Raw genomic sequence first — 20,613 nt, forward strand, 5'->3', positions numbered from 1 at the left:
AGTTGTTTACAAGCAGGCCATCATGAAAATTTATCATTAACCAAATTTAAATTCATGATGAGAAGACTCCTCTTAAAAAAAACGTTTTTTTTTGTATGCCTTTCCGGTATATTATTATCCTGCAAAAAAGAAACCTTTCATGCCGTAGATTCGGAAGACAATGCGAATAGCAGTATCGCACGAGCTCCTTCAGAAAACGAATATCGAGAAGGTCCAACACAAGGAATTGTGGCAGCCCAACTTGGCTTTCGGGGACAGCACAATGATATGCAGGCCACAGGATTCTACGTCGCACCAGGTGACTCTATCACCGTTACTGTGACACAAACTGCGGGCACCGCTTTACCTGTACTGGCAGTTGGTACACCTTTTAGGGATGCTATTAGGCCTGTGCGTACCTATCACAACCTTGTGGCAGGTACACAGACGTTACCGGGAGACGCATATGGCGGACTTATTTATATTCGTTATGTAACGACTGGAACTCCAAGCGCTGCGGCGAAAGTAAAATTTGAAGCAGGATGTAAACCGGTTCCCTATTATAAAAAAGGGGTAACCACGCATCAGCAATGGTTGGCTACCTTGGATTCGATCGATAACGTACCGGATGTAATGTTCGAATCGGATCGTACCATTTTGGTTACCACGCTAGCGGATGCGATTACTTACAAAGATGAAAACCAGGACCTGATTGTGAATCGACTGGATTCTATCGTCGAGTCGCAGGATGCGATAAGTGGTTTAGATAATTCCTCGGTAGATCACATGAAACCACCTTATAAACATTTAATTACAGTTCGTGATCCCGCTGCCGGAGGATATATGGCGGCCGGTATCGCCATTTATTTTACACAGAGTTTAAGCTATCGAATGCTGCAGCCACAATACTTAAGTAATGTGAATGGTTGGGGTATTTGGCATGAAGTTGGTCACACTTATCAACAGGCCGCGTGGACTTGGGATGGTTTAACTGAAACCACGGTGAATGTCTATTCTATGGCTTCAGAACGTTTATTTGGCCTACCTGATAGTCGCATTACAATCAATAATAGCTGGCCAAAACTAGACACGTTTTTGGAGAAACCACTCACCGAGCGAAATTATAATGCTGGTGATAATGACCTAAAACTGATTATGTTTCATCAGCTTTGGCTGGCTTTTGGTGATCAGCTATACGTTCAGCTTAGTAGGCAAACACGAGAAGAAAAACCGACTTTATCAACGACAGCGGAAAAGATGCGTTATTTTATGTTGAAAGCATGCTCAATCAGTGGAAAGGACTTAAGTGACTTTTTTCGTAAATGGGGGTTCAACGTGAATGAATTGGTGTATAATGATATTGCTCAATTGAACCTGCCAATGCCGACAGAAGACCTGATTTTGTTACGAGATTAATATAAGTAAATAACCGTTCAAGGTATGTTAGCAATATGCTAAGATACCTTGTTTATTTTCTGTCTTATGATGTTCCTTATCTTAAGACTGGCCCTATATCGATTGATAACGTTTACAACAAGATCTAAAAGAACTACAACGTTTTCGTAAAATACACAATCGATTGCGTGTAACAGAGCTGTTGCAAATCAGCTTACTTCTGTCTATCATTGCCAGCTAGAGGCACTTGTTGGCTAACCAATTTATATTGTTATACTTCACTGAGAGCATAGCTGTTTTTTGCAACGATTTGAACATAATACAATAGTCGAGGCTTAATGTGAAAAGCATACATGGATACTTTGATTCATCTTTCGGATTTAGCATTGGTCGATTTGGTTCGAGCAGGGAATGATTTGGCCTTCAAGGAGATTTTTAAAAGATATAATCGAGCCCTTTTTGCGCATGCGTATAATAAACTGAGAGATAAAGAAGAAGCAAAGGATGTGGTACAAGATATCTTTTTAAAGCTTTGGAATTATAGTCAGCAAGCAGATTTTGCACCATTGAACTTGGCTTCGTATTTACATACAGCGATCAGGAACCGTGTGTTGGATATGTTGTCAAAAAGTAAGCACGCCAATGATTATCTAAACTCGCTTCAGACCTTCTTGGATGAAGGTTCGGAACGAACAGATTATCGCATTCGCGAACAGCAGCTGCAGCAGCATATTGATCAGGCTATTCTTGCGCTTCCTTCACGAATGCGTTTAGTCTTCGAAATGAGCCGCAAGGAGCATCTTTCTCACAAGGAAATTGCGCAACAGTTAAATATCTCAGATCAAACAGTTACCGATCAGATAAAAAAAGCCTTAAAGATTTTACGATCAAAATTGGGTATTCTACTATACCTTTTATTTATTTTCAGCAAATAAAGTCTTCATATCCCCTTTGGAGAACGTTTAACCGTCATATAGAAAAATACCATAGGTATAATGAGAAGAAAGCAACAGGCCGATCGACTTTTACGAAAATATAGAAAGGGGCAATGTACCGAGGAGGAAAAACAATTGCTGATTGATTGGTATGAAGCTTGGCATAACGATGATCTGCCCTTAGCGAAGGTGGATTTCGATTTAGCAGAACAAGAAATGTGGCAGGCAATTGAAAAAAAATCGGCAAAACGCATATCGTCAAAACCTTATTTAAAATGGATGGTGGCTGCAGGTATAACGCTTGCGACTTTTCTCTTCTCGTACAACTATTATATAACACATTCCGTCAACACGCTCGAAAACCGGCTGGTAGTGCACGATGTGCCTCCCGGAGGAGATCGGGCAAGCCTGACTTTAGCAAACGGCTCGGAAGTTGATTTGACCTCTTTAAAACCCGGTGAATCAATTGAACAAGATGGATTTCATATTTTGAAAAAGGAGAATGGCCAATTAGTATATACAGCTAAACCAGTCAAAGATAGTCACGAACAAGGTGTGGAAATGGTGTTTAATGAAGTTCATACGCCCAAGGGTGGTCAATTTCAGCTGCAATTGCCGGATGGTACCAAGGTATGGCTAAATGCTTCTTCTTCCATTAAATATCCACTTCATTTTGATAAAAATGAACGAAAGGTAGAACTCGATGGAGAAGCTTATTTTGAAGTAGCGAAGCACAATCACTATAAGCCATTTCTTGTTCAAACAAAACAACAAGAAGTCCTCGTGCTGGGTACACATTTCAATGTGAATGCATATGAAAATGAAATGGCTACGAGAACGACCTTGTTGGAAGGAAGGGTGAAAATTTTAACGAAAGATCGTGCTTCATCGGCTGTACTTCAACCGAACGAACAAAGTTCTCTACCCAAAAACGAAACCCGATTAACCATACGACAGGTAGATCCTGCTGAAAGCATCGCATGGAAAGACGGCGAGTTTATTTTTAACAATACCGACTTAAAGACGATCATGCGCCAGCTTGAACGATGGTATGATGTAAAAGTGGTGGATATCGATAAGTTTCCAAACAATACCTACAACGGCAAAATGAAACGCGCTGTTAACTTATCAAAGGTTCTAAAGATTCTGGAATTGACCAGTGAGCTTCAATTTGTCATCGAAGAAGGAGGTGCAACAGGAGCAGGCAAGAGAATACGGCTCATTAGGCAAAATCCCGGCTCTTAAGATAATTAAAAGTTAATGACCAACTTTTGAATTTTTTATGTAGCTATCCCCCCCACCAACTTTTCATCCGTCTTCATTAATAAACCGAAAAGAATGAGCAGACTTAAAAAGACGGTGTTGAACTGATTTCAATAACAATCGGAATAAGCCATTGTAGGCTATCAGAAGACATCCCCTAATCGAACCTAACAAAAATGAATGTATGAAGTTAAAAGAACTATTGAGAACTCAACACAAACCGAGACGTATTGTACGTCTGGTATGTTTTATGCTCTTATGCAGTTGGGAATTTGGCCACGCTAATGCGCAACAAATTTCGCTCAACTTAAGAAATGCCACATTGAAGCAAGTTATTGAGGCACTTACCAAGCAAAGTGGTTACACCTTTTTTTATGATCAAAAGTATTTAGCCACTGCTAAGCCCGTTACTATTCAGGTAAAAAATCAGCCATTCAGCGAGGTGATGAAAGCAGTATTTGATGAGCAGCCCTTCATTTATGATATCGTTGATGAGACGATTACTTTAAAACCAAAGAAAGAAACAACCGGAATCAAACCAAGCATTGTACAGACCCAAACGGTAAGTGGCGTCGTTACTGATTCTTTAGGAAATCCCATGGCTGGTGTATCCGTTCGGGTAAAGGGTACAAATAGAGGCACTACCACAAACAGTGAAGGTAAATTTGTGCTTAGCGATGTGAAGGAAGGTGACTTGTTAACATTTTCTTATATCGGGAGTGTGGCACAGGAAGTTCCAGCGACCCGTAATTTGATGAAAGTGGTATTAAAGGAAGACAGTGATGTGTTGGATGAGGTAGTGGTGGTGGGTTTTGGTACTCAAAAGAAAATAAATCTAACTGGTGCTGTCAATCAGGTTACCAGTGAAGTGCTAGAGAGCCGTCCGGTAGCAAATATCGGCCAGGCTTTACAGGGTGTAATTCCTAATCTGAATATAACAAACACCAGCGGCAGTCCAAATAGCATGCCCTCGTTAAATGTACGTGGAGGTACGTCATTTTATCTTGACGAGGGTGACAATAAGTATAAGTTCGGTATGGGTAGCCCTTTAGTATTGGTAGATGGTATCGAAGCAGACATCAATCAGTTAAATCCTGAAGACATAGAAAGTATTTCTGTTTTAAAGGATGCCGCTTCTGCCGCTATTTATGGTGCCCGTGCTGCTTACGGTGTGATGTTGGTTACTACAAAGAAAGGTAAGAAAGGAGATCGTACTAAGATCGAATATTCCAACTCATTTCAATGGAATAAACCGGCCACTATACCGGATTTGTTAGATGCTTACACCATACAAGCGGCATCTATAAGAGCTACGGAAATGCAGAATCAGACGCCCTCGAGTGACGCTTTGTTGAAATTGGAAAAGATTAAAGCGCATATGGATGATCCCGTGAATAATCCCATGTATTTTATGGATCCCGGAAATAATATTATCTGGGTAGGCAATACGAATCCCTATAAAGAAGCGCTGAAAGAATATTCACCGATGATGAAGCATAACCTGAGTCTTACGGGCGGTAGCGAAAAAACTTCTTATTATGGTGCAGTGGGTTATATGGGGCAAGATGGTTTATACCAAATAAACACAGACAAATACAGACGTTATAACGCGATCCTGAATATCAATTCTCAGATCTCTGATTATTTGGCGATCGAATTGCGCAGTTCATATAATAACTCAACTTATCGGGAACCCGTAAGCCCGAGTGGAAAAGGCGGATGGTGGACCGCCTTGGCACAAGAGCCGGGACGAAATATTAATATGCCCATCAAGACACCTCCTTATGCACCCGTACCAAACGCTTATACAGATAACATCCTGTCCTTTATGGACTACGGTTCTTTAAATCAGGAAGGGAAGGAAACCATTATTCTGGGTGCTTCGCCGATTATTACCCCCTTAAAAGGATGGAAAATCCGGACAGACATCTCTTATAAATCGTATAATTATAATCAGAAGCAGGTTGTTCCGGAATTGGAAAGAATTGAAACCAGGTGGGACGCAACCACCAATGTGCACACGAATCCCAATTATGTGCAAGGTTGGAAACAACACTCGAATCAATATACAATCAATGCTTACACAGATTATAACTTAGTGTTAGGAGATCATGACTTCTATGGGTTAGTTGGGTATAATCAGGAATGGTATACCTATGATTATCTAGGTGGGCGAGGAGAGGGCATTTTATCAACGGATGTGCCTGTTATCGGGCAAACGCTCGGCAATGAATATGCATACGATAATGAAGAGGCTTGGGCAATACGTGGAGCTTTTTATCGGTTTACCTATAATTATAAAGGAAGATATCTGTTAGAGTCTAACGGCCGCTATGATGGTACTTCACGCTTCCCAAAAGATAGGCGTTTCCATTTCTTTCCATCGTTTTCGGGCGCATGGCGTATTAGTGGTGAACAATTTGCCCAAGGAATGACATCAGTTGTCAATGATCTTAAAATACGGTTTTCCTACGGAAGCTTAGGAAATCAAAACGTTAATAACTACATCTACATACCTTCTTACGGGACAACTGCACAAGTGAATTACATCTTTGATGGTGTGAGGCCTGTTGGGATTACGCCGCCAGGTATTGTGGATCCCGGGTTAACCTGGGAAACGGCTAATACGATCGATTTCGGCGTTGACCTCACCTTGTTCAAAAAGTTGGATATGACTTTTGACTGGTATCGACGAAGAACGAAAGACATATTAGTAGCAGGCGACAAGTTTCCGGCGGTATTGGGTACGGCAGCACCCACCCGAAATTCAGGTGTAATGCAAACAAAAGGTTGGGAACTCACATTCGCATGGAAGGATATATTGGATAATGGATTACGATATAATCTTGCTTTTAACCTTTCCGATTATAGAACAGAACTTGTCCAATTTAACGGTAATCCAAATCGTATTATTCAAGATGGATCAAATAGCTATGAAGCCTTGTATGCCGGCAAAGTCATGGGAGAGATCTGGGGGTATGAAACGGCTGGAATTTTTCAATCACAAGATCAAATTGATACAGCACCATCGCAAAATAAAATCAGTTCCGGCTTATGGTACCCCGGGGATATACAATATAAAGATTTAAATGGAGACGGAGAAATAAGTCCCGGAGCTGCTACCTTTTCGGATCATGGCGATTTAAAAATTATCGGTAATAGTACGCCAAGATTTCAATTTGGTTTGAATATGAATACCTTTTATAAACAGTTTGACATAAACTTGATGTTTCAGGGTGTTGGAAAGCGTGATTATTGGGTGGGAAGTAATCTCTTTTGGGGCGCTATTGCCAGTGGCAGCGGAACTTGGGAGGTTTACGAAGATTCTTGGACACCTGAAAATGTAGATGCGCGCTATCCAGCCTATAAACCGAAGTCGGCCAATATACAAAGACAAACCCGATACTTACAAAATGCAGCTTACATACGTTTAAAGAACGTTTCAATAGGTTATACATTGCCCCAGCGAATTTCCCGTACGATAAAAATTGAAAGACTGCGCGTCTATGGTGCTGCCTATAACCTGTGGGAGTATTCCAAAGTCCCCAACGTATTTGACCCCGAGGTTCTTTCAACAAGCTATCCAATGATTCGCTCATTTGCATTAGGGGTTCAGATAGGTTTTTAGATTACATGTTCGTATTGTTGACAAATTAGTTATAGACAAATGAAGATAGTTCATAAAATAATATTGGGAATAGTATGCTCACTAACAGTTGCCTGTAATGATGAGTTTATGGAAAGATATCCGTTGGATCAAATAAGTGACGCCAGTTTTTGGAAGTCTGCTGAGCAGTTGGAACTCTATTGTAACGAGTTGTATCCTAAATATATTAGAGGGTTCGGCTCTGGATGGAGCGATGGAACTCTGCAACCTTGGGGATATAATGACGCATCTATTGCTTATGGAGATATCATAAGCGACAATGCGGCACCAAATACTTATTCCAAAGTTGCGGCTAATGAATTTATTGGCTATATATCGGGTGGCAGCGGAAGCAATGGTTGGAATTGGGAAAATACGCGTACGCTGAATTATTTTTTGGCCAATTATAAGCGGGGAGATATACCGGAGGAAAGTCGACGCATTTACGCCGGTGAAATACTCTTCTTCAAAGCTTGGGATTATTTTGAAAAGGTGAAACTTTTTGGCGATGTGCCTTGGTTGGACGAAGTTTTTCAAACGGATTCGCCTGAGCTAACCGCGCCGCGAATGCCGCGTGCACAAGTGATGGATTCTGTGTTAAATGTAATCAATAAAGCCATTGAATGGTTACCGGCTAAAGGCTTAGAGAAGCCTGATCGATTAAATAAAGACGTAGCCTTACATTTGAAGGCACGAATATGCCTTCACGAAGGAACCTTCCGAAAGTATCACACTGAACTAGGATTGGATGGGGCAAGTTTCTTGAGAGAGGCTGTGACTGCGTGCGAGCAGCTGATGTCTGGCGGCTATGCTTTATATAGTACAGGCGATATGAACGAAGATTATAATCAACTATTTGCACAATACAGTTACAAAAGTAATCCGGAAATTATATTGGCACGAGCATATTCGGCTGCATTAAATTTAGGTTCCGCGTTTAGCCGCTATTACGCTCAAAACTTACGACATCAACACGGGGCTACCCGCGCCCTGGTTGATGAATATTTGTGTAAAGACGGTTTGCCTATTTCTGTTAGCCCCTTATTCAAAGGGAAAGATTCTATTCAAGCCGAGATGGTTGATCGAGATCCACGTTTAAGACAGACTATCTGTAATTTCGGAGAATATGCATTGGCGAAAGGAGTACAACAGGGCGCTAACAACGCGCCTTTGCCTAATATTCCCGGTTTAAGTGGAAATAAATGTCCCACGGGTTATCGGGTAGCCAAATGGTTCTTGAATGATCCTGAGGACTGGAATAGGACGACGTTAGGAATGCAAGCAGCGCCGATATTTCGCTATGCGGAAGTGTTATTGAACTATGCGGAGGCCAAATTTGAATTGGGGGAAGCTTCGCAAGATGTTATTGATAAGACGATCAATGTAATTCGAGACCGAATAGGTATGCCGCATTTAAGTGTCAGCAATATCCCACATGATCTGGTACTCGACGCACAATATGCAACCTATTGTGGTTATGTTCCATCTCCCCTATTGCGGGAAATTAGGAGAGAAAGGCGGGTAGAGTTTGCCTTTGAAAACTTTAGATGGGATGATTTGATGCGCTGGAAGGCCGGTAAATTTTTGGAGATCCCCGTAGAAGGGATTAAGTTCGTTCAACGTCAATTTCCAACAGTGGTGATAAACAAGGACGTCTTTTTAAGCGCAGGTGGCTACATCATGCCTTATTATCAGACGATGCCGAATGGCCGCAAGTTTGATGATCGTCAATACTTATTTCCGCTTCCCATAGAGGATCTGGTGTTAAATCCTAATTTAACCCAAAATCCAGGCTGGGAAGGGACTAAATAAGATAGAGATATAGTTATAAATGTAAAAACAACCATAACTAATAAGGAACAACGATTACGCAACCGATTGATTAGGTTGACAGGTTGTGTAAATAGTTGTTCCTGTTTATATTGTAGAAAAGAACTAAATCCGATAAAATTTACCATTAATAACAGGAGAGAAATCTTAAAACATGAACCAATTTTTTATACCACGGATTCTTAAAATTTTTTTTATTGGATTTTGTTGTGCACTTGTCTTACAGAGTTTAGCTATTCAAGCGCAGTCTGTAAGACAAGTAATTCCTTTCAACGATCACTGGAAATTTAAAAAAGGTGCTGTTGATTACAGTAAGGAAATTGACTTTGTGGATGCCGAATGGGAAAATATCACCCTGCCGCATACTTATAACGGGACGGATATGCAGCTCGACAAAAATTTCTACACAGGAGATGCCTTTTACCGAAAAAGTTTTAAACTTGGAAAGGCGCTAAAAGATAAAAGGATTTTTCTCCGTTTTGAAGGCGTAGGCTCCGTGGCTACCATCTACATGAATGGGAAGTACCTTACCTCCCATAAGGGAGGCTATTCGGCCTTCGCCTTTGAAATTACCAATTCGGTTCATTGGGATAAGGAAAATGTATTGATAGTAAAGGCAAATAACGAAGCAAGGAAAGATGTACTTCCCGTTAACCATTTTCTTTTTCCGATCTATGGTGGAATTTACCGGCCGGTTAGCCTGATTACTACCAATAAAATAAATATAACAACTACTGACCATGCTTCGCCAGGTGTTTATATTACTCAAAAAGAGGTGTCGGCTCAAAAGGCAGAAATTGGGTTGAAGGTAAAAATAGAGAATAAGGAGAAAGCACCTAAAAAAATTGTCCTCCAAACGAATATTAAAGATGCTTCCGGAAAACGGGTATTAGAGACTAATAAAGAAATAGAAGTAAGCCCGCAAGGCATCACGCTAATAGACCAAAACTTTGTATTAGAAAGCCCACATCTATGGAACGGCCTAGAAGATCCCTACTTATATACCCTGACAACCTGTTTATTGGATGGTGGTATGGAGCTTGATGCAGTTAGTCAGCCACTGGGTTTGCGTCATATTGAATTACGGGCGGGAGAAGGTGTTTTTTTGAACGGACAAAAATATCCTATGTTTGGAGTGACAAGGCATCAAGATCGATGGAGCTATGGAAATGCGCTATCGCACCGGCAACACCGGGAGGATATGGAGCTGATTAAAGAAATGGGAGCCACCACCATTCGCCTGGCACATTACCAGCAAGCGGCAGATATGTATAAACTGGCAGACAGCATGGGTTTTCTTATCTGGGCCGAAATACCTTTCGTAAATAGTGCTTCTTTGGAGGAGAGTGAGAACGCCAAGCAACAGCTAACCGAACTTATTCGACAACATATGAATCATCCCTCTATTTATATCTGGGGACTGCATAATGAGGTCTATTCGAAAACAGAAGATGAGCATGTGCCGGTTTTAACACGCGAACTTAATGATATTGCCAAAACGGACGATCCCAACCGACCAACCGCGGCGGTAAGCGGTTATGGTGAAATGGGAAGACCGGCGAATTTGGCAGGGGATGTGCAGGGCATGAATCGTTATTATGGCTGGTATGAAGGGGAGATCAGCGATTTGGAACAATGGGCGAGCAGATTGGAAAAAGAATACCCCCGTTATAAGGTGATGCTGACCGAATATGGCGCTGATGGGAATATTGATCAGCCGGCCGAAAAACTTCCATTGGCAAAAAATATCAATCCGGTTAATGGAAAATTTTTTCCTGAAAATTATCAAACAGAAACGCATATAAAACAATGGGCAATTATCGAAAAACATCCTTATATTTTAGCTTCTTATCTATGGAATACCTTTGAATTTGCTGTTCCTATGTGGAACCGAGGTGGTGTCAATGCGCGTAATTTAAAAGGACTGATAACTTTTGATCGTAAGCGGAAGAAAGACAGCTTTTATTGGTACAAGGCCAATTGGAATCCGGAGCCAATGATTTATATTGCTAATAGAAGAGATAATAAACGTACAGAGAAAATCACGCAAGTACAGATTTTTTCGAACCTGGAACGGGTCATCCTCTCCGTTAACGGACAACGATATGAAGGGAAACAAGGCGTCAATAAGCGCCATTGGCTAGTTGGTGGGGTGAAATTGCAAAAAGGTGCCAATAAAATTGAGGCAATAGGTGAAGGGGATGGCGAGATCTTAAAGGATTCGATGGAGTGGGAGCTGATCGAATAGGTAATAGTTAAGTAGTCAAGTAGTCAAGTAGTTGAGTGGTTAACTAGTCGACTAAACTATTTGACAACTCAACGATTTAACGAATCAACAACTCAACGAAAAAACGATATGATAAACCGACTTTTAACTTGGATGGTGCTTTTAGCGCTAACGCTTCCCGGTTACGGACAACAGCATTGTCCGATTATTCCCGCACCGCTAAAAGCGAATCTTCAGGCGGGAGCATTTATCTTGGATAGGAATACACCTTTGTTGGTGGACGATCCTGCATTAGCGGATGTCGCTTCTTATTTGCAACAGGAGTTGCTGCGTTTGAAGCTTTTGCCTTTAACTGCAAGTCGCAAAAAAATGTCAAATACTGCTGCCATTCATTTAAGATTGGCTGAAAAGAAAAACAGTGCGGAAGAAGCTTATCGCTTAATGATTACCGAGCGAGGTATCTCCATTGAAGCTGGCTCGGTGGCTGGAGTCTTTAATGCAGCTTCCAGTTTAATGCAGCTGGTCGCTAATATCGATGTAGATAGGAATAAGATTTTAATCCCAGCTTGGCAGATCGAAGATGAACCTGCATACCCCTGGCGTGGATTGATGTTGGATGAATCACGTTTCTTTATCGGAAAGGAAAAGGTAATGGATTTAATCGATTGGATGGCCTTTTATAAATTAAATAAGCTGCATTGGCATCTGACGGATGAACCTGCTTGGCGATTGGAAATCAAAAAATATCCCAAACTGGCGCTGATCGGAGGGATTGGTGATCACAATAATCCGCTGAAACCGGCGGCTTATTATACGCAGAGAGAGATTGCCGAAGTGATTGACTATGCCGCTAAGCGGAATATTTCAATTATTCCTGAAATTGATATGCCAGGCCATGCTACAGCCGCTAATCGAGCTTATCCATACTATAGTGGGGGTGGAAGTCAACAGCACCCTGATTTTACCTTTGATCCGGGAAAGGAAGAGACCTACACTTTTTTGTCAAATATTTTAAGGGAAACCAATGCCGTGTTTTCTTCCGGCATGTTACACCTTGGTGGTGATGAGGTGAGCTTTGGATCGGACAAGTGGATGGAAAATGAGGGGATAAAAAAGGTAATGAAGAAACATCATTTACAGGGATTGAAGGATGTGGAGCGTTACTTTATGGAGCGGATGGCCGATTCCGTATACCAACTGGATGCGAAGCTGCTGGTATGGGATGAAATGGCGGACATTAATTTGCCAAAGGATAGCACTATTATATGTTGGTGGCGCCATGATAAGCCGGAACAATTGCAAAAGTCACTCGATAAGGGTTATCAAACAATTCTCTGCCCACGGTTGCCCTATTATTTTGACTTTGTCCAAGACAGCAGCCATCGTGCCGGAAGGAAATGGGGAGAATTATACAGTCCCCTCGAAAACGTCTATAAGTTTTCCGTGGACAGCTTGGTTCGAAATACAGAACAAAGGAAACTGGTTCTGGGTATACAGGCGAACCTCTGGACGGAAACGGTTACCAATTTAAACCGCGTTGATTATTTGCTGTTTCCACGACTGGCGGGTCTGGCAGAAGCAGCTTGGAGCCATAAGAGCGTGAAAGACTATGCATCTTTTAAGGAACGCTTAAAACAACACTTGCTGCTATATAGGAAGCAGAATCTTTATTTCTACAATCCCTTCCAGCCAAATGATATTCCCGAACCCGTTTACTTTAAAAAAGATCGGAAGGATTTAAATGCAGAGGAGAATTAATAATTAGTGAAAAATAGTTGAATAGTAATAATAGTTAAGTAGTTGTTTGTTCAATGACTTAACTACTTAACAATTCAACTACTCAACAAAGTAACAAATGAAAAAACTAACCTATCTAACCTTATTCCTTTGCCTTGGGCTATACCAGCCCTTAATGGCACAATTTCCAGGTGCGGTTGAAAAAAGATCGTCGATAACGCTAGAACACGGTGCCCATCGTTTGGGGAAGCGGACGGATGCACAGATGGAAACTTGGAGAAATTATGGTTTAGGCCAATTTATTCACTGGGGCCTTTATGCCATTCCGGGAGGGCATTGGAATGGGAAATATTACGCAGGTGCTGCCGAGTGGATACGCTCTTGGAAAGATATGCCCAAAGATGCCTATGATAATCTCTATAAAGAGTTTAACCCCCAAAATTTCAATGCAAAAGCTTGGGCTAAACAGGCTAAAGATATGGGAGCACGTTATGTGATTATTACTACCAAGCATCACGACGGATTCTGTATATGGCCAAGTCAATATACCGATTATACGATCGCTAACTCACCTTACAAAAAAGATGCGCTGAAGGAAATTGTGGAGGCTTATGAGGCTATAGGAATCGACGTATACCTCTATTTCTCCATTATAGACTGGAATCATAAAGGATACCGTTCTGCCATTCCTGAAACAGGGGAAGAAAAGCGGGCATACGAGGACTTTAAAAAATTTACCGCCAATCAGCTCAAAGAATTACTACGCAATTATCCTAGTACGAAAGGCTTATGGTTTGATGGAACGTGGGATAAGGCTTGGATAGAACAAACGGCTTTTGCCGATAGCCTGGAAGTCGAACTAAGGGAAATGCGCCCCGGTTTGATCATTGGAAGCCGTTTTCGAGCAGATGAATTCGGTCGGAGGCATTTCGATAGTAACGGCGATTTGATGGGTGATTACGAACAAGGGTGGGAACGCAAATTGCCGAATACCATCGAAGATGTACATGGCAATGATTGGGATTGTGTCATGACGATACCGGAGAATCAATGGGGTTATCATTCGGAATGGCGTGGTCACGTAAAGACTAGCGTAGAGCTTATTGAAATGATGGCCAAGTCGGTGGCTTTAGACGGAAACTTTGTACTTAACTTCGGACCGGATGGACAAGGAGCGATCCGTCCTGAAGAAACCAAATTAGCGAAGGAAATTGGCGAGTGGATGAAAGTGAATCATGAAGCTATCTACGATTGCGGCTACGCTGGCTTGGAGAAGCAAGATTGGGGATATATCACTAAACATAGAAAAACAGGCAAGTATTATCTGATTGTTTTCAATATACCGGTATCCGGTGCCTTGCGAATCAAGTTGGCTCCGGGCTCAGATATAGCGAGCCTCTATGACCTGGCTGAACCGAACAGGAACTATTCTCCGGAAGAAATTCACCGAAGTAAAGCGGATGGTAACGAGTTTTTTATTCACCTGAAACACAAGCCTAGTCAACCGATGGTGATTGTATTAGAAAGCACAGATAAAGAGCAGGCAAGTTCTGTATTATATGAAAAAGCAAAAACATAATTGCTATCATGTGCGGTTTCCAAATGGGTAGAACTTCAACTCGTTACAATTTCTTGTCATAGGTTAATTTTTTTGAACAATGGGATGTCGACCTTTGTATCATAAGATAATAGAAAGGACAAAGACATGGACAATCAAATAAGAGGCATACACCATATCACAGCAATTGCAGGTGATGCTAAAAAGAATTATGATTTTTACACACGAGTGCTAGGTTTGCGATTAGTGAAAAAAACGGTGAATTTCGACGATCCGGAGACCTATCATTTTTACTATGGCGATGAAGTTGGTACGCCCGGTACTATTTTGACTTTTTTCCCTTGGGGCGGGATTTCAGCAGGTAGGCGAGGAACACGCCAGGTTACCGAAATCGGCTATTCCGTGCCTGCGGAAAGCTTGGATTTTTGGATGAAACGCTTCGATGCTAATAATGTAACTTATAATAAAGTAGCGGAGAAATTTGGCGAGCAGTATCTCACTTTTTTAGATCCCGATGGACTTAAATTTGAGCTAACGGTTCCAAAGAATGAAGATACGCGCAAACCATGGACAACCAGTGAAGTAGGCGAATTAGTAGCTACAAGGGGATTCCATCATATCACCATTACCACCAATAAGGCAGAAGCAACAGCAAGGGTGTTGACTGACATTTTGGGTTATCGCTTGACAGAGCAGCACGTTAACCGTTTTCGCTTTATTACCGATCATGCAGCACAGGCCAATTTAGTTGATTTGGTTGAAGCGCCGGGTGAAAGTGCCGGCCATGTAGCAGGCGGCTCGGTACATCATGTTGCGTTCAGGGTAGAAAATGAAGAGGTGTTAATGTATTATCGCCAAAAAGTGTTGGAAGCTGGTTTACAGATTACGGAAAAGATAGATAGAAACTATTTCTATTCACTTTACTTCCGGGAGCCAGGGGGAGTACTTTTCGAAATTGCAACGGACAATCCGGGTTTTGCAACGGATGAAACGGTGGAAGATCTAGGTAAAGGATTAAAACTGCCGCCGCAATACGAAGCTTATCGGGAACAATTGGAAAAAGTGCTTCCTTCTTTGGGATAAGCGGAGGAAGGTGTTGGGTTTAGGGTATAAGGTGTACGCTATCAGGAGTAGTAGCGGTAACTTTGCTACAAGTCGTCCCTAATAACTAACAGCTAACAACTAATAGCTAATAACTAACAATGTACACACACGATAAACAATTTATAAAAGCGGGAAAACCGTTCAATGAAACGGATAAGGCTATCCTTATGATTCACGGACGCGGAGGGAGTGCGGCCGATATTATATCACTTCAGCGTTTTTTGAAGATTGATGATATGGCTATCTTCGCACCGCAAGCTACTAACAATAGCTGGTATCCTTACAGTTTCATGGCACCTGAGCAGGATAATCAGCCTGCACTTGATTCGGCAATAGCCATTATTGGAGAGGTTGTAGAAGAACTCAAAGTGAATGGTGTTTTAGAAGAGCAGATCTATTTTCTGGGTTTCTCGCAAGGTGCCTGTCTAACGCTTGAGTACACGGCAAGGAATGCAAAGAAATATGGTGGTATTATTGCTTTTACAGGTGGATTGATTGGACAACAATTAATTAATCAGCGTTATCAAGGCAATTTTCAAGGTACACCTATTCTATTAACTAGTAGTGATCCCGACGTGCATGTGCCCGTTGCGCGTGTGACAGATACAGCGAAGGTCTTGGAAGATCTTGGTGGACAGGTTACCTTGCAATTCTTTAAAAACAAAGCACATAGCATCTCAAGGGAAGAACTGGACTTAGCTAATAAGCTTCTCTAAACTCCCTTTCTCCATTGGGTACAAATAAGCGGGAAATGAGGGTTATCTATTTCAAGATAGCTCCCTCATTTACTTATTGTTATTCTTTAGCCGCTATGTCGTTACTTTTTGCTAGCAATTTAGCACTTTCTGCCAATCGTATAAATTCCGCTCGATAACCCGTTGAATCTGCCCCTCTAGCTGATTTCGCGCGATTAATAAGCGCATCGTAATTAGCCTGCTGTTTGAAATCGGAATTCCGCAACAGCATGGCAAATTCAGCAATAGCACTTGCGAAGCGAAAATCATCGCTGGTTTCGGCTAGCTGCATCGGCTTATCCAAAACACCAACTTGTTTCATTTTGCTTTTATCTTCTTTTGGTTCCTTGTACCTAAATTTAACCGTAAGCAGTTCATCGGAAGTTTTTGCGACAAATGCACTTTTCTCCGGTTGATATTTTAAAGGATCTACACTGCCTATATAAGGCTCTTTAATGCCTTTGGGAACAATTTCATAAAAGGCAGTAACGATATGTCCGGTTCCCATATCACCGCCGAGCTTTTGATCATTGTTGAAATCTTCTTGGTTCAGCAAACGATTCTCGTAGCCCAATAAGCGATAAGCTTCTACCTTAGCGGGATTGAATTCAACTTGCATTTTAACATCCTTGGCTACCGTAAAAAAGGTGGCGCCGAACTCGCTTATCATTGCCTTTTTTGCTTCCATCAAATTATCTATATAGGCATAGTTCCCATGTCCTTTATTCGCCAAAAGTTCCATCTTGCTGTCTTTCAAATTGACCATCCCAAAGCCAAGTACCGATAAGCTGACACCGCTTTGTCGTTCTTTTTCAATCAATGTTTCCATATCCCCGTTACTGGAAGGGCCTACGTTAAAGTCGCCATCCGAAGCCAGGATAATACGATTATTACCGTCTTTTTTAAAATGTTCTCTCGCCAAGTCGTAGGCCATTTTTAAACCGGCACCACCGGCAGTAGAACCACCGGCATCAAGTTCGTCGATGGCATTTTTTATACGCATCTTTTCGTTAGCCCAAACAGGCGCAAGTTTGATTCGCGCGGTGCCGGCATAGGTCACAATGGCCACTCGGTCTTCTTTGCGCAATTGATCGACTAACATCTTTAATGACGATTTTACTAGGGGTAATCGATTGGGACCGTCCATTGATCCCGACACATCGATTAAGAAAACGAGGTTTGCAGGTGGAAGTTTCGCGGCATCAATGGCTTTTGCCTTCAAGGCAATACGCAACAGACGATGGTGAGGATTCCAAGGGGCTTGCGACAGTTCCGTGTGGATCGCCACGGGCTCATTATTTTGAGGGGCCGGTAAATTATATTGAAAATAGTTGATCATCTCTTCCAGACGTATGGCATCTTTTGGTGGTAATTGACCGTTATTGATAAAGCGGCGAATATTGCTATAGGACGCACCATCAACATCAACCGCAAAAGTTGATAAGGGCTCTTTTTTTGGACTGACAAACCCGTTTTCTTTAATTTTTTGATAATCTTCCGTCGATGGAAGATGCTGCATATAGAAAGGTGACGATGGGGGACGCACGTGTAAGCCAGGGCTATAGGCCATCAATGTTTGTGCGCCGCGTTTTTTGACATGCGCATGCTCCACTACGGTGATCTCTTGTAATGCGACAGAAGGTATTAATGTCACGTCCAGCTGCTTCCCTGCCCCAATCGCGACACGTTTACTTTCGAAACCGAGTTTGGAAAAAATAAGAAACTTTGCTCCGGGAGTCAATTTAATAGTATATCGACCCTTTGCGTCTGTGAGCGTACCGATAGTTGTACCTTCTATAAGAACCGAGACACCCGCTATACCTAGTTGATCTGCCTGATTGTAAACGATGCCATTAACGGTCAATTCCGAGCTTGGCTTGAAGGAAAGCAGGCTAAAGAGGAGTAGAATTACTGATATTCTTGTATTCATAATCGTAAATTTTGCCCAAGGATGCAGTGCTATCTATAATTCCATAATTTTTTTTATAATAACTATTTACAGGGCGTTAGGCTATAAGCAGTAAGCTATAGGCGTTAGGCTTTAAGCACGACTTAACGATCAACCTAAGCTAGCTAATTGGCTCATTATCACATTGGCTCATCGGCTAATTATCACATTGGCTAATTATTCACTATCTGTTTTATTATTAAGGTGTTCATGAGCTCACTTTGTTCGGTTATCACATTGGCTCATTATCACATTGACCAATTAACGTCTCAACTATTTAACTACTTAACTAATCAAAAAAAAGCATTATTTTACGCTCGGCATGAATTGGTTCCAACGCTCAAAAAAAACGAATGAGACACTAGACGATGCGTCATTGTTAAAACGTTATCTCCATACACGAGATTTAACGGTTTTAGGTGAGCTATATGAGCGGCATACGGAAATGGTATATTACGTTTGCTTTCGTTATTTGGAGGATGGAGAGCGAGCAAAAGATGCGGTCATGCAGCTGTTTGAAGAGCTGATCGTAAAGGTGGAAAAGCAAGAAATTAAGAAATTTGTCACCTGGCTTTATGTGTTGACTAGAAATTTCTGTTTGATGCAGCTACGGTCGGAGAAAAAGATGCAATGGGTTTCCATGGAAGAATTTGTGGAATTTCCTATGGATGTGCATCCTGAAGACCGGGAAGAAAAAGAGATTGCTTTGGTAGCTTTGGAAAAATGTTTAGAAACGCTACCGGAAAAACAAAAGAAGAGCATAGACCTCTTTTTTCTGAATGAGAAATGCTATAAAGAAATTGTGGATATAACAGGGTATTCGCTCAATGAGGTAAAAAGCTATATTCAAAATGGCAAGAGGAATTTAAAGAATTGTATGGATAATCACCGTGAAAGAGCATAAATCTGACATAGCGTTAATTAAGAGCTATCTAAAAGGAGAGCTGAGCCGCGAAGAAATGTATCAACTGGAGCGGCGGGCACAGAACGATCCTTTGTTGATGGATCTATTGCAAGGAATGGAGGAAGGGGATGAGCAGATGCACGTGGGGAACTTAGCGGATATTAAGGGACGTATGCGGGAGCGGCTTAATACGCCTGCTATTCATCGAAAAAAGCAGTCTCTTTGGTGGATGGCCGCTTCTCTTGTGGGAGTTCTCTTCTTTATGGGATATTGGATCTTAAAGAAAGAATTCATTCAACAACCCACTTTGGTGCAAGAACAAAACCAGGCAAGGGATTCGCAAACTAGCGTTAAAAGAGATTCTATGCCTTTGATTGCGATGAAACCTGTTAAAGAACCTAAAACCACTGCCAAGGCCCCGATACCGACGCATTCATCAGCGGCACGTCGTAAACCGGTATCTTCTTTGAACCAAGTAGAAGAACCATCACATCAGAAGGCTACGGTAGTAGACTCTCTGGAAACAAATGCTGAAACTGCCTTAGCGACTTTAGCGCCCAAACAAGTGGTCGAACCTACACCTATTCGAGGACGTGTCGTGGATGAACATACAGAAGAACCTTTAGCAGGCGTGACCGTGAAAGCAGCCAAACTTACTAGTGTCGTTACAGATTCGAACGGTCAATTCACCCTTTTAAATCCGCAAAGAGCCGAAACATTAAAGGTGTCCTATTTGGGATATGAAAATCGAAATGTCGCCCTAAAAGATCAGGATAGTGTAATGATTGCCATGCAGCCGGTAAATGCGACCCTGAATGAGGAAGTGGTTTCGGCTTATAACCGACAAGGGACAAAAAAGAGCGTGTCATCGAAATTAGTGAGCCGCACTCTTGACGTTCATATCACTAAGGATTCAACCATCAGCATACCTTCCGCGAGATTAGTCACCGAGCCCCTCATTGGTTGGAAGGCCTATGAGAAGTATTTGGAGGAATCGACAGGAGCCATTAAAGACCGAGCGGGCCGAGTCAAAATCGCTTTTTGGCTAGATAAAGATGGTAAACCGGAAAATATACGGGTTATTAAAAGTCTGGATCCCAAACATGATAAACGAGCTGTGGAGATCGTACGAAATGGCCCGCTTTGGAAGAAGATGGATGTCAACCGGGAAATAAGTATTGATATCGATTTTAAGGTAGTTAAGTAGTTAAGCCGTAAAACCGTAAAGTAGGTGGTTAGTGATAAAACTGTAGCAGCTACAGTAACACCAACCAACAGAGGGGCAGACAAGCTCAAATCTTACCCTAAAGCTAATTGTTAAGTTGTAAAATAAGAACAGGGAGTTGCCCCACT

The 20,613-nt window shown here is 41.8% G+C and carries 13 protein-coding genes; 12 read left to right on the plus strand and 1 reads right to left on the minus strand.

The annotated features are described in order from the left end of the window. The first annotated feature begins 54 nt into the window (after positions 1 to 54). From M1D52_RS03460 to M1D52_RS03505, 10 genes are all read left to right on the plus strand, one after another. A complete protein-coding gene (locus M1D52_RS03460) occupies positions 55 to 1,395 on the plus strand; it encodes a M60 family metallopeptidase (RefSeq protein ID WP_437394350.1) in 1,341 nt (446 codons plus the stop codon). A gap of 332 nt (positions 1,396 to 1,727) precedes the next feature. Beyond that, positions 1,728 to 2,309, plus strand: coding sequence for an RNA polymerase sigma-70 factor (locus M1D52_RS03465; RefSeq protein ID WP_437394349.1), 582 nt, complete (start codon positions 1,728 to 1,730; stop codon positions 2,307 to 2,309). 60 nt (positions 2,310 to 2,369) lie between these two features. Continuing rightward, entirely contained in the window at positions 2,370 to 3,554 is a 1,185-nt protein-coding gene (locus tag M1D52_RS03470; RefSeq protein ID WP_437394347.1) for a FecR family protein, read from the plus strand. Positions 3,555 to 3,756: 202 nt separating this feature from the next. Then, positions 3,757 to 7,200 (plus strand): TonB-dependent receptor, encoded by a 3,444-nt coding sequence (locus M1D52_RS03475; protein ID WP_437394346.1) that lies wholly within the window; start codon positions 3,757 to 3,759, stop codon positions 7,198 to 7,200. A gap of 108 nt (positions 7,201 to 7,308) precedes the next feature. Next, positions 7,309 to 9,030, plus strand: a complete 1,722-nt coding sequence (locus tag M1D52_RS03480; RefSeq protein ID WP_437394344.1) for a RagB/SusD family nutrient uptake outer membrane protein — start codon at positions 7,309 to 7,311, stop codon at positions 9,028 to 9,030. A 172-nt stretch (positions 9,031 to 9,202) separates the two neighbouring features. Continuing rightward, positions 9,203 to 11,296, plus strand: a complete 2,094-nt coding sequence (locus M1D52_RS03485; RefSeq protein WP_437394342.1) for a glycoside hydrolase family 2 protein — start codon at positions 9,203 to 9,205, stop codon at positions 11,294 to 11,296. Between the two features lie 108 nt (positions 11,297 to 11,404). Further along, positions 11,405 to 13,033: a beta-N-acetylhexosaminidase gene (locus M1D52_RS03490; protein ID WP_437394341.1), complete on the plus strand. Its 1,629-nt coding sequence runs from the start codon at positions 11,405 to 11,407 to the stop codon at positions 13,031 to 13,033. Between the two features lie 97 nt (positions 13,034 to 13,130). Continuing rightward, a complete protein-coding gene (locus M1D52_RS03495; RefSeq protein ID WP_437394339.1) occupies positions 13,131 to 14,591 on the plus strand; it encodes an alpha-L-fucosidase in 1,461 nt (486 codons plus the stop codon). Positions 14,592 to 14,717: 126 nt separating this feature from the next. Further along, the gene (locus M1D52_RS03500) at positions 14,718 to 15,653 is read left to right on the plus strand and encodes a ring-cleaving dioxygenase (protein ID WP_437394337.1); all 936 of its coding nucleotides are present in this window, start codon (positions 14,718 to 14,720) and stop codon (positions 15,651 to 15,653) included. 119 nt (positions 15,654 to 15,772) lie between these two features. Further along, positions 15,773 to 16,390, plus strand: a complete 618-nt coding sequence (locus tag M1D52_RS03505) for an alpha/beta hydrolase (RefSeq protein WP_437394336.1) — start codon at positions 15,773 to 15,775, stop codon at positions 16,388 to 16,390. Positions 16,391 to 16,469: 79 nt separating this feature from the next. On the opposite strand, the gene M1D52_RS03510 is transcribed toward M1D52_RS03505, so the two are convergent. Further along, a complete protein-coding gene (locus M1D52_RS03510) occupies positions 16,470 to 18,338 on the minus strand; it encodes a YfbK domain-containing protein (RefSeq protein ID WP_437394335.1) in 1,869 nt (622 codons plus the stop codon). Positions 18,339 to 18,678: 340 nt separating this feature from the next. On the opposite strand from M1D52_RS03510, the gene M1D52_RS03515 reads away from it, so the two are divergent. Together M1D52_RS03515 and M1D52_RS03520 are read left to right on the plus strand one after the other, a co-directional pair. Then, positions 18,679 to 19,260 (plus strand): RNA polymerase sigma factor, encoded by a 582-nt coding sequence (locus M1D52_RS03515; RefSeq protein ID WP_013663948.1) that lies wholly within the window; start codon positions 18,679 to 18,681, stop codon positions 19,258 to 19,260. Next, on the plus strand, positions 19,247 to 20,467 hold the full coding sequence (locus M1D52_RS03520; protein ID WP_437394333.1) for an energy transducer TonB family protein: 1,221 nt from the start codon (positions 19,247 to 19,249) through the stop codon (positions 20,465 to 20,467). The genes M1D52_RS03515 and M1D52_RS03520 overlap by 14 nt, the downstream gene beginning before the upstream one ends. The last annotated feature ends 146 nt before the right edge of the window (positions 20,468 to 20,613 follow it).

Source organism: Olivibacter sp. SA151 (assembly GCF_054130995.1).

What these genes read in the sequence shown, in the direction of transcription:
- M1D52_RS03515 (WP_013663948.1), top strand. Translation starts at nt 18,679, where the DNA reads ATGAATTGGTTCCAACGCTCAAAAAAAACGAATGAGACACTAGACGAT.
- M1D52_RS03505 (WP_437394336.1), top strand. Translation starts at nt 15,773, where the DNA reads ATGTACACACACGATAAACAATTTATAAAAGCGGGAAAACCGTTCAAT.
- M1D52_RS03500 (WP_437394337.1), top strand. Translation starts at nt 14,718, where the DNA reads ATGGACAATCAAATAAGAGGCATACACCATATCACAGCAATTGCAGGT.
- M1D52_RS03480 (WP_437394344.1), top strand. Translation starts at nt 7,309, where the DNA reads ATGGAAAGATATCCGTTGGATCAAATAAGTGACGCCAGTTTTTGGAAG.
- M1D52_RS03510 (WP_437394335.1), bottom strand. Translation starts at nt 18,338, where the DNA reads ATGAATACAAGAATATCAGTAATTCTACTCCTCTTTAGCCTGCTTTCC.
- M1D52_RS03470 (WP_437394347.1), top strand. Translation starts at nt 2,370, where the DNA reads ATGAGAAGAAAGCAACAGGCCGATCGACTTTTACGAAAATATAGAAAG.
- M1D52_RS03490 (WP_437394341.1), top strand. Translation starts at nt 11,405, where the DNA reads ATGATAAACCGACTTTTAACTTGGATGGTGCTTTTAGCGCTAACGCTT.
- M1D52_RS03485 (WP_437394342.1), top strand. Translation starts at nt 9,203, where the DNA reads ATGAACCAATTTTTTATACCACGGATTCTTAAAATTTTTTTTATTGGA.
- M1D52_RS03475 (WP_437394346.1), top strand. Translation starts at nt 3,757, where the DNA reads ATGAAGTTAAAAGAACTATTGAGAACTCAACACAAACCGAGACGTATT.
- M1D52_RS03460 (WP_437394350.1), top strand. Translation starts at nt 55, where the DNA reads ATGATGAGAAGACTCCTCTTAAAAAAAACGTTTTTTTTTGTATGCCTT.
- M1D52_RS03495 (WP_437394339.1), top strand. Translation starts at nt 13,131, where the DNA reads ATGAAAAAACTAACCTATCTAACCTTATTCCTTTGCCTTGGGCTATAC.
- M1D52_RS03465 (WP_437394349.1), top strand. Translation starts at nt 1,728, where the DNA reads ATGGATACTTTGATTCATCTTTCGGATTTAGCATTGGTCGATTTGGTT.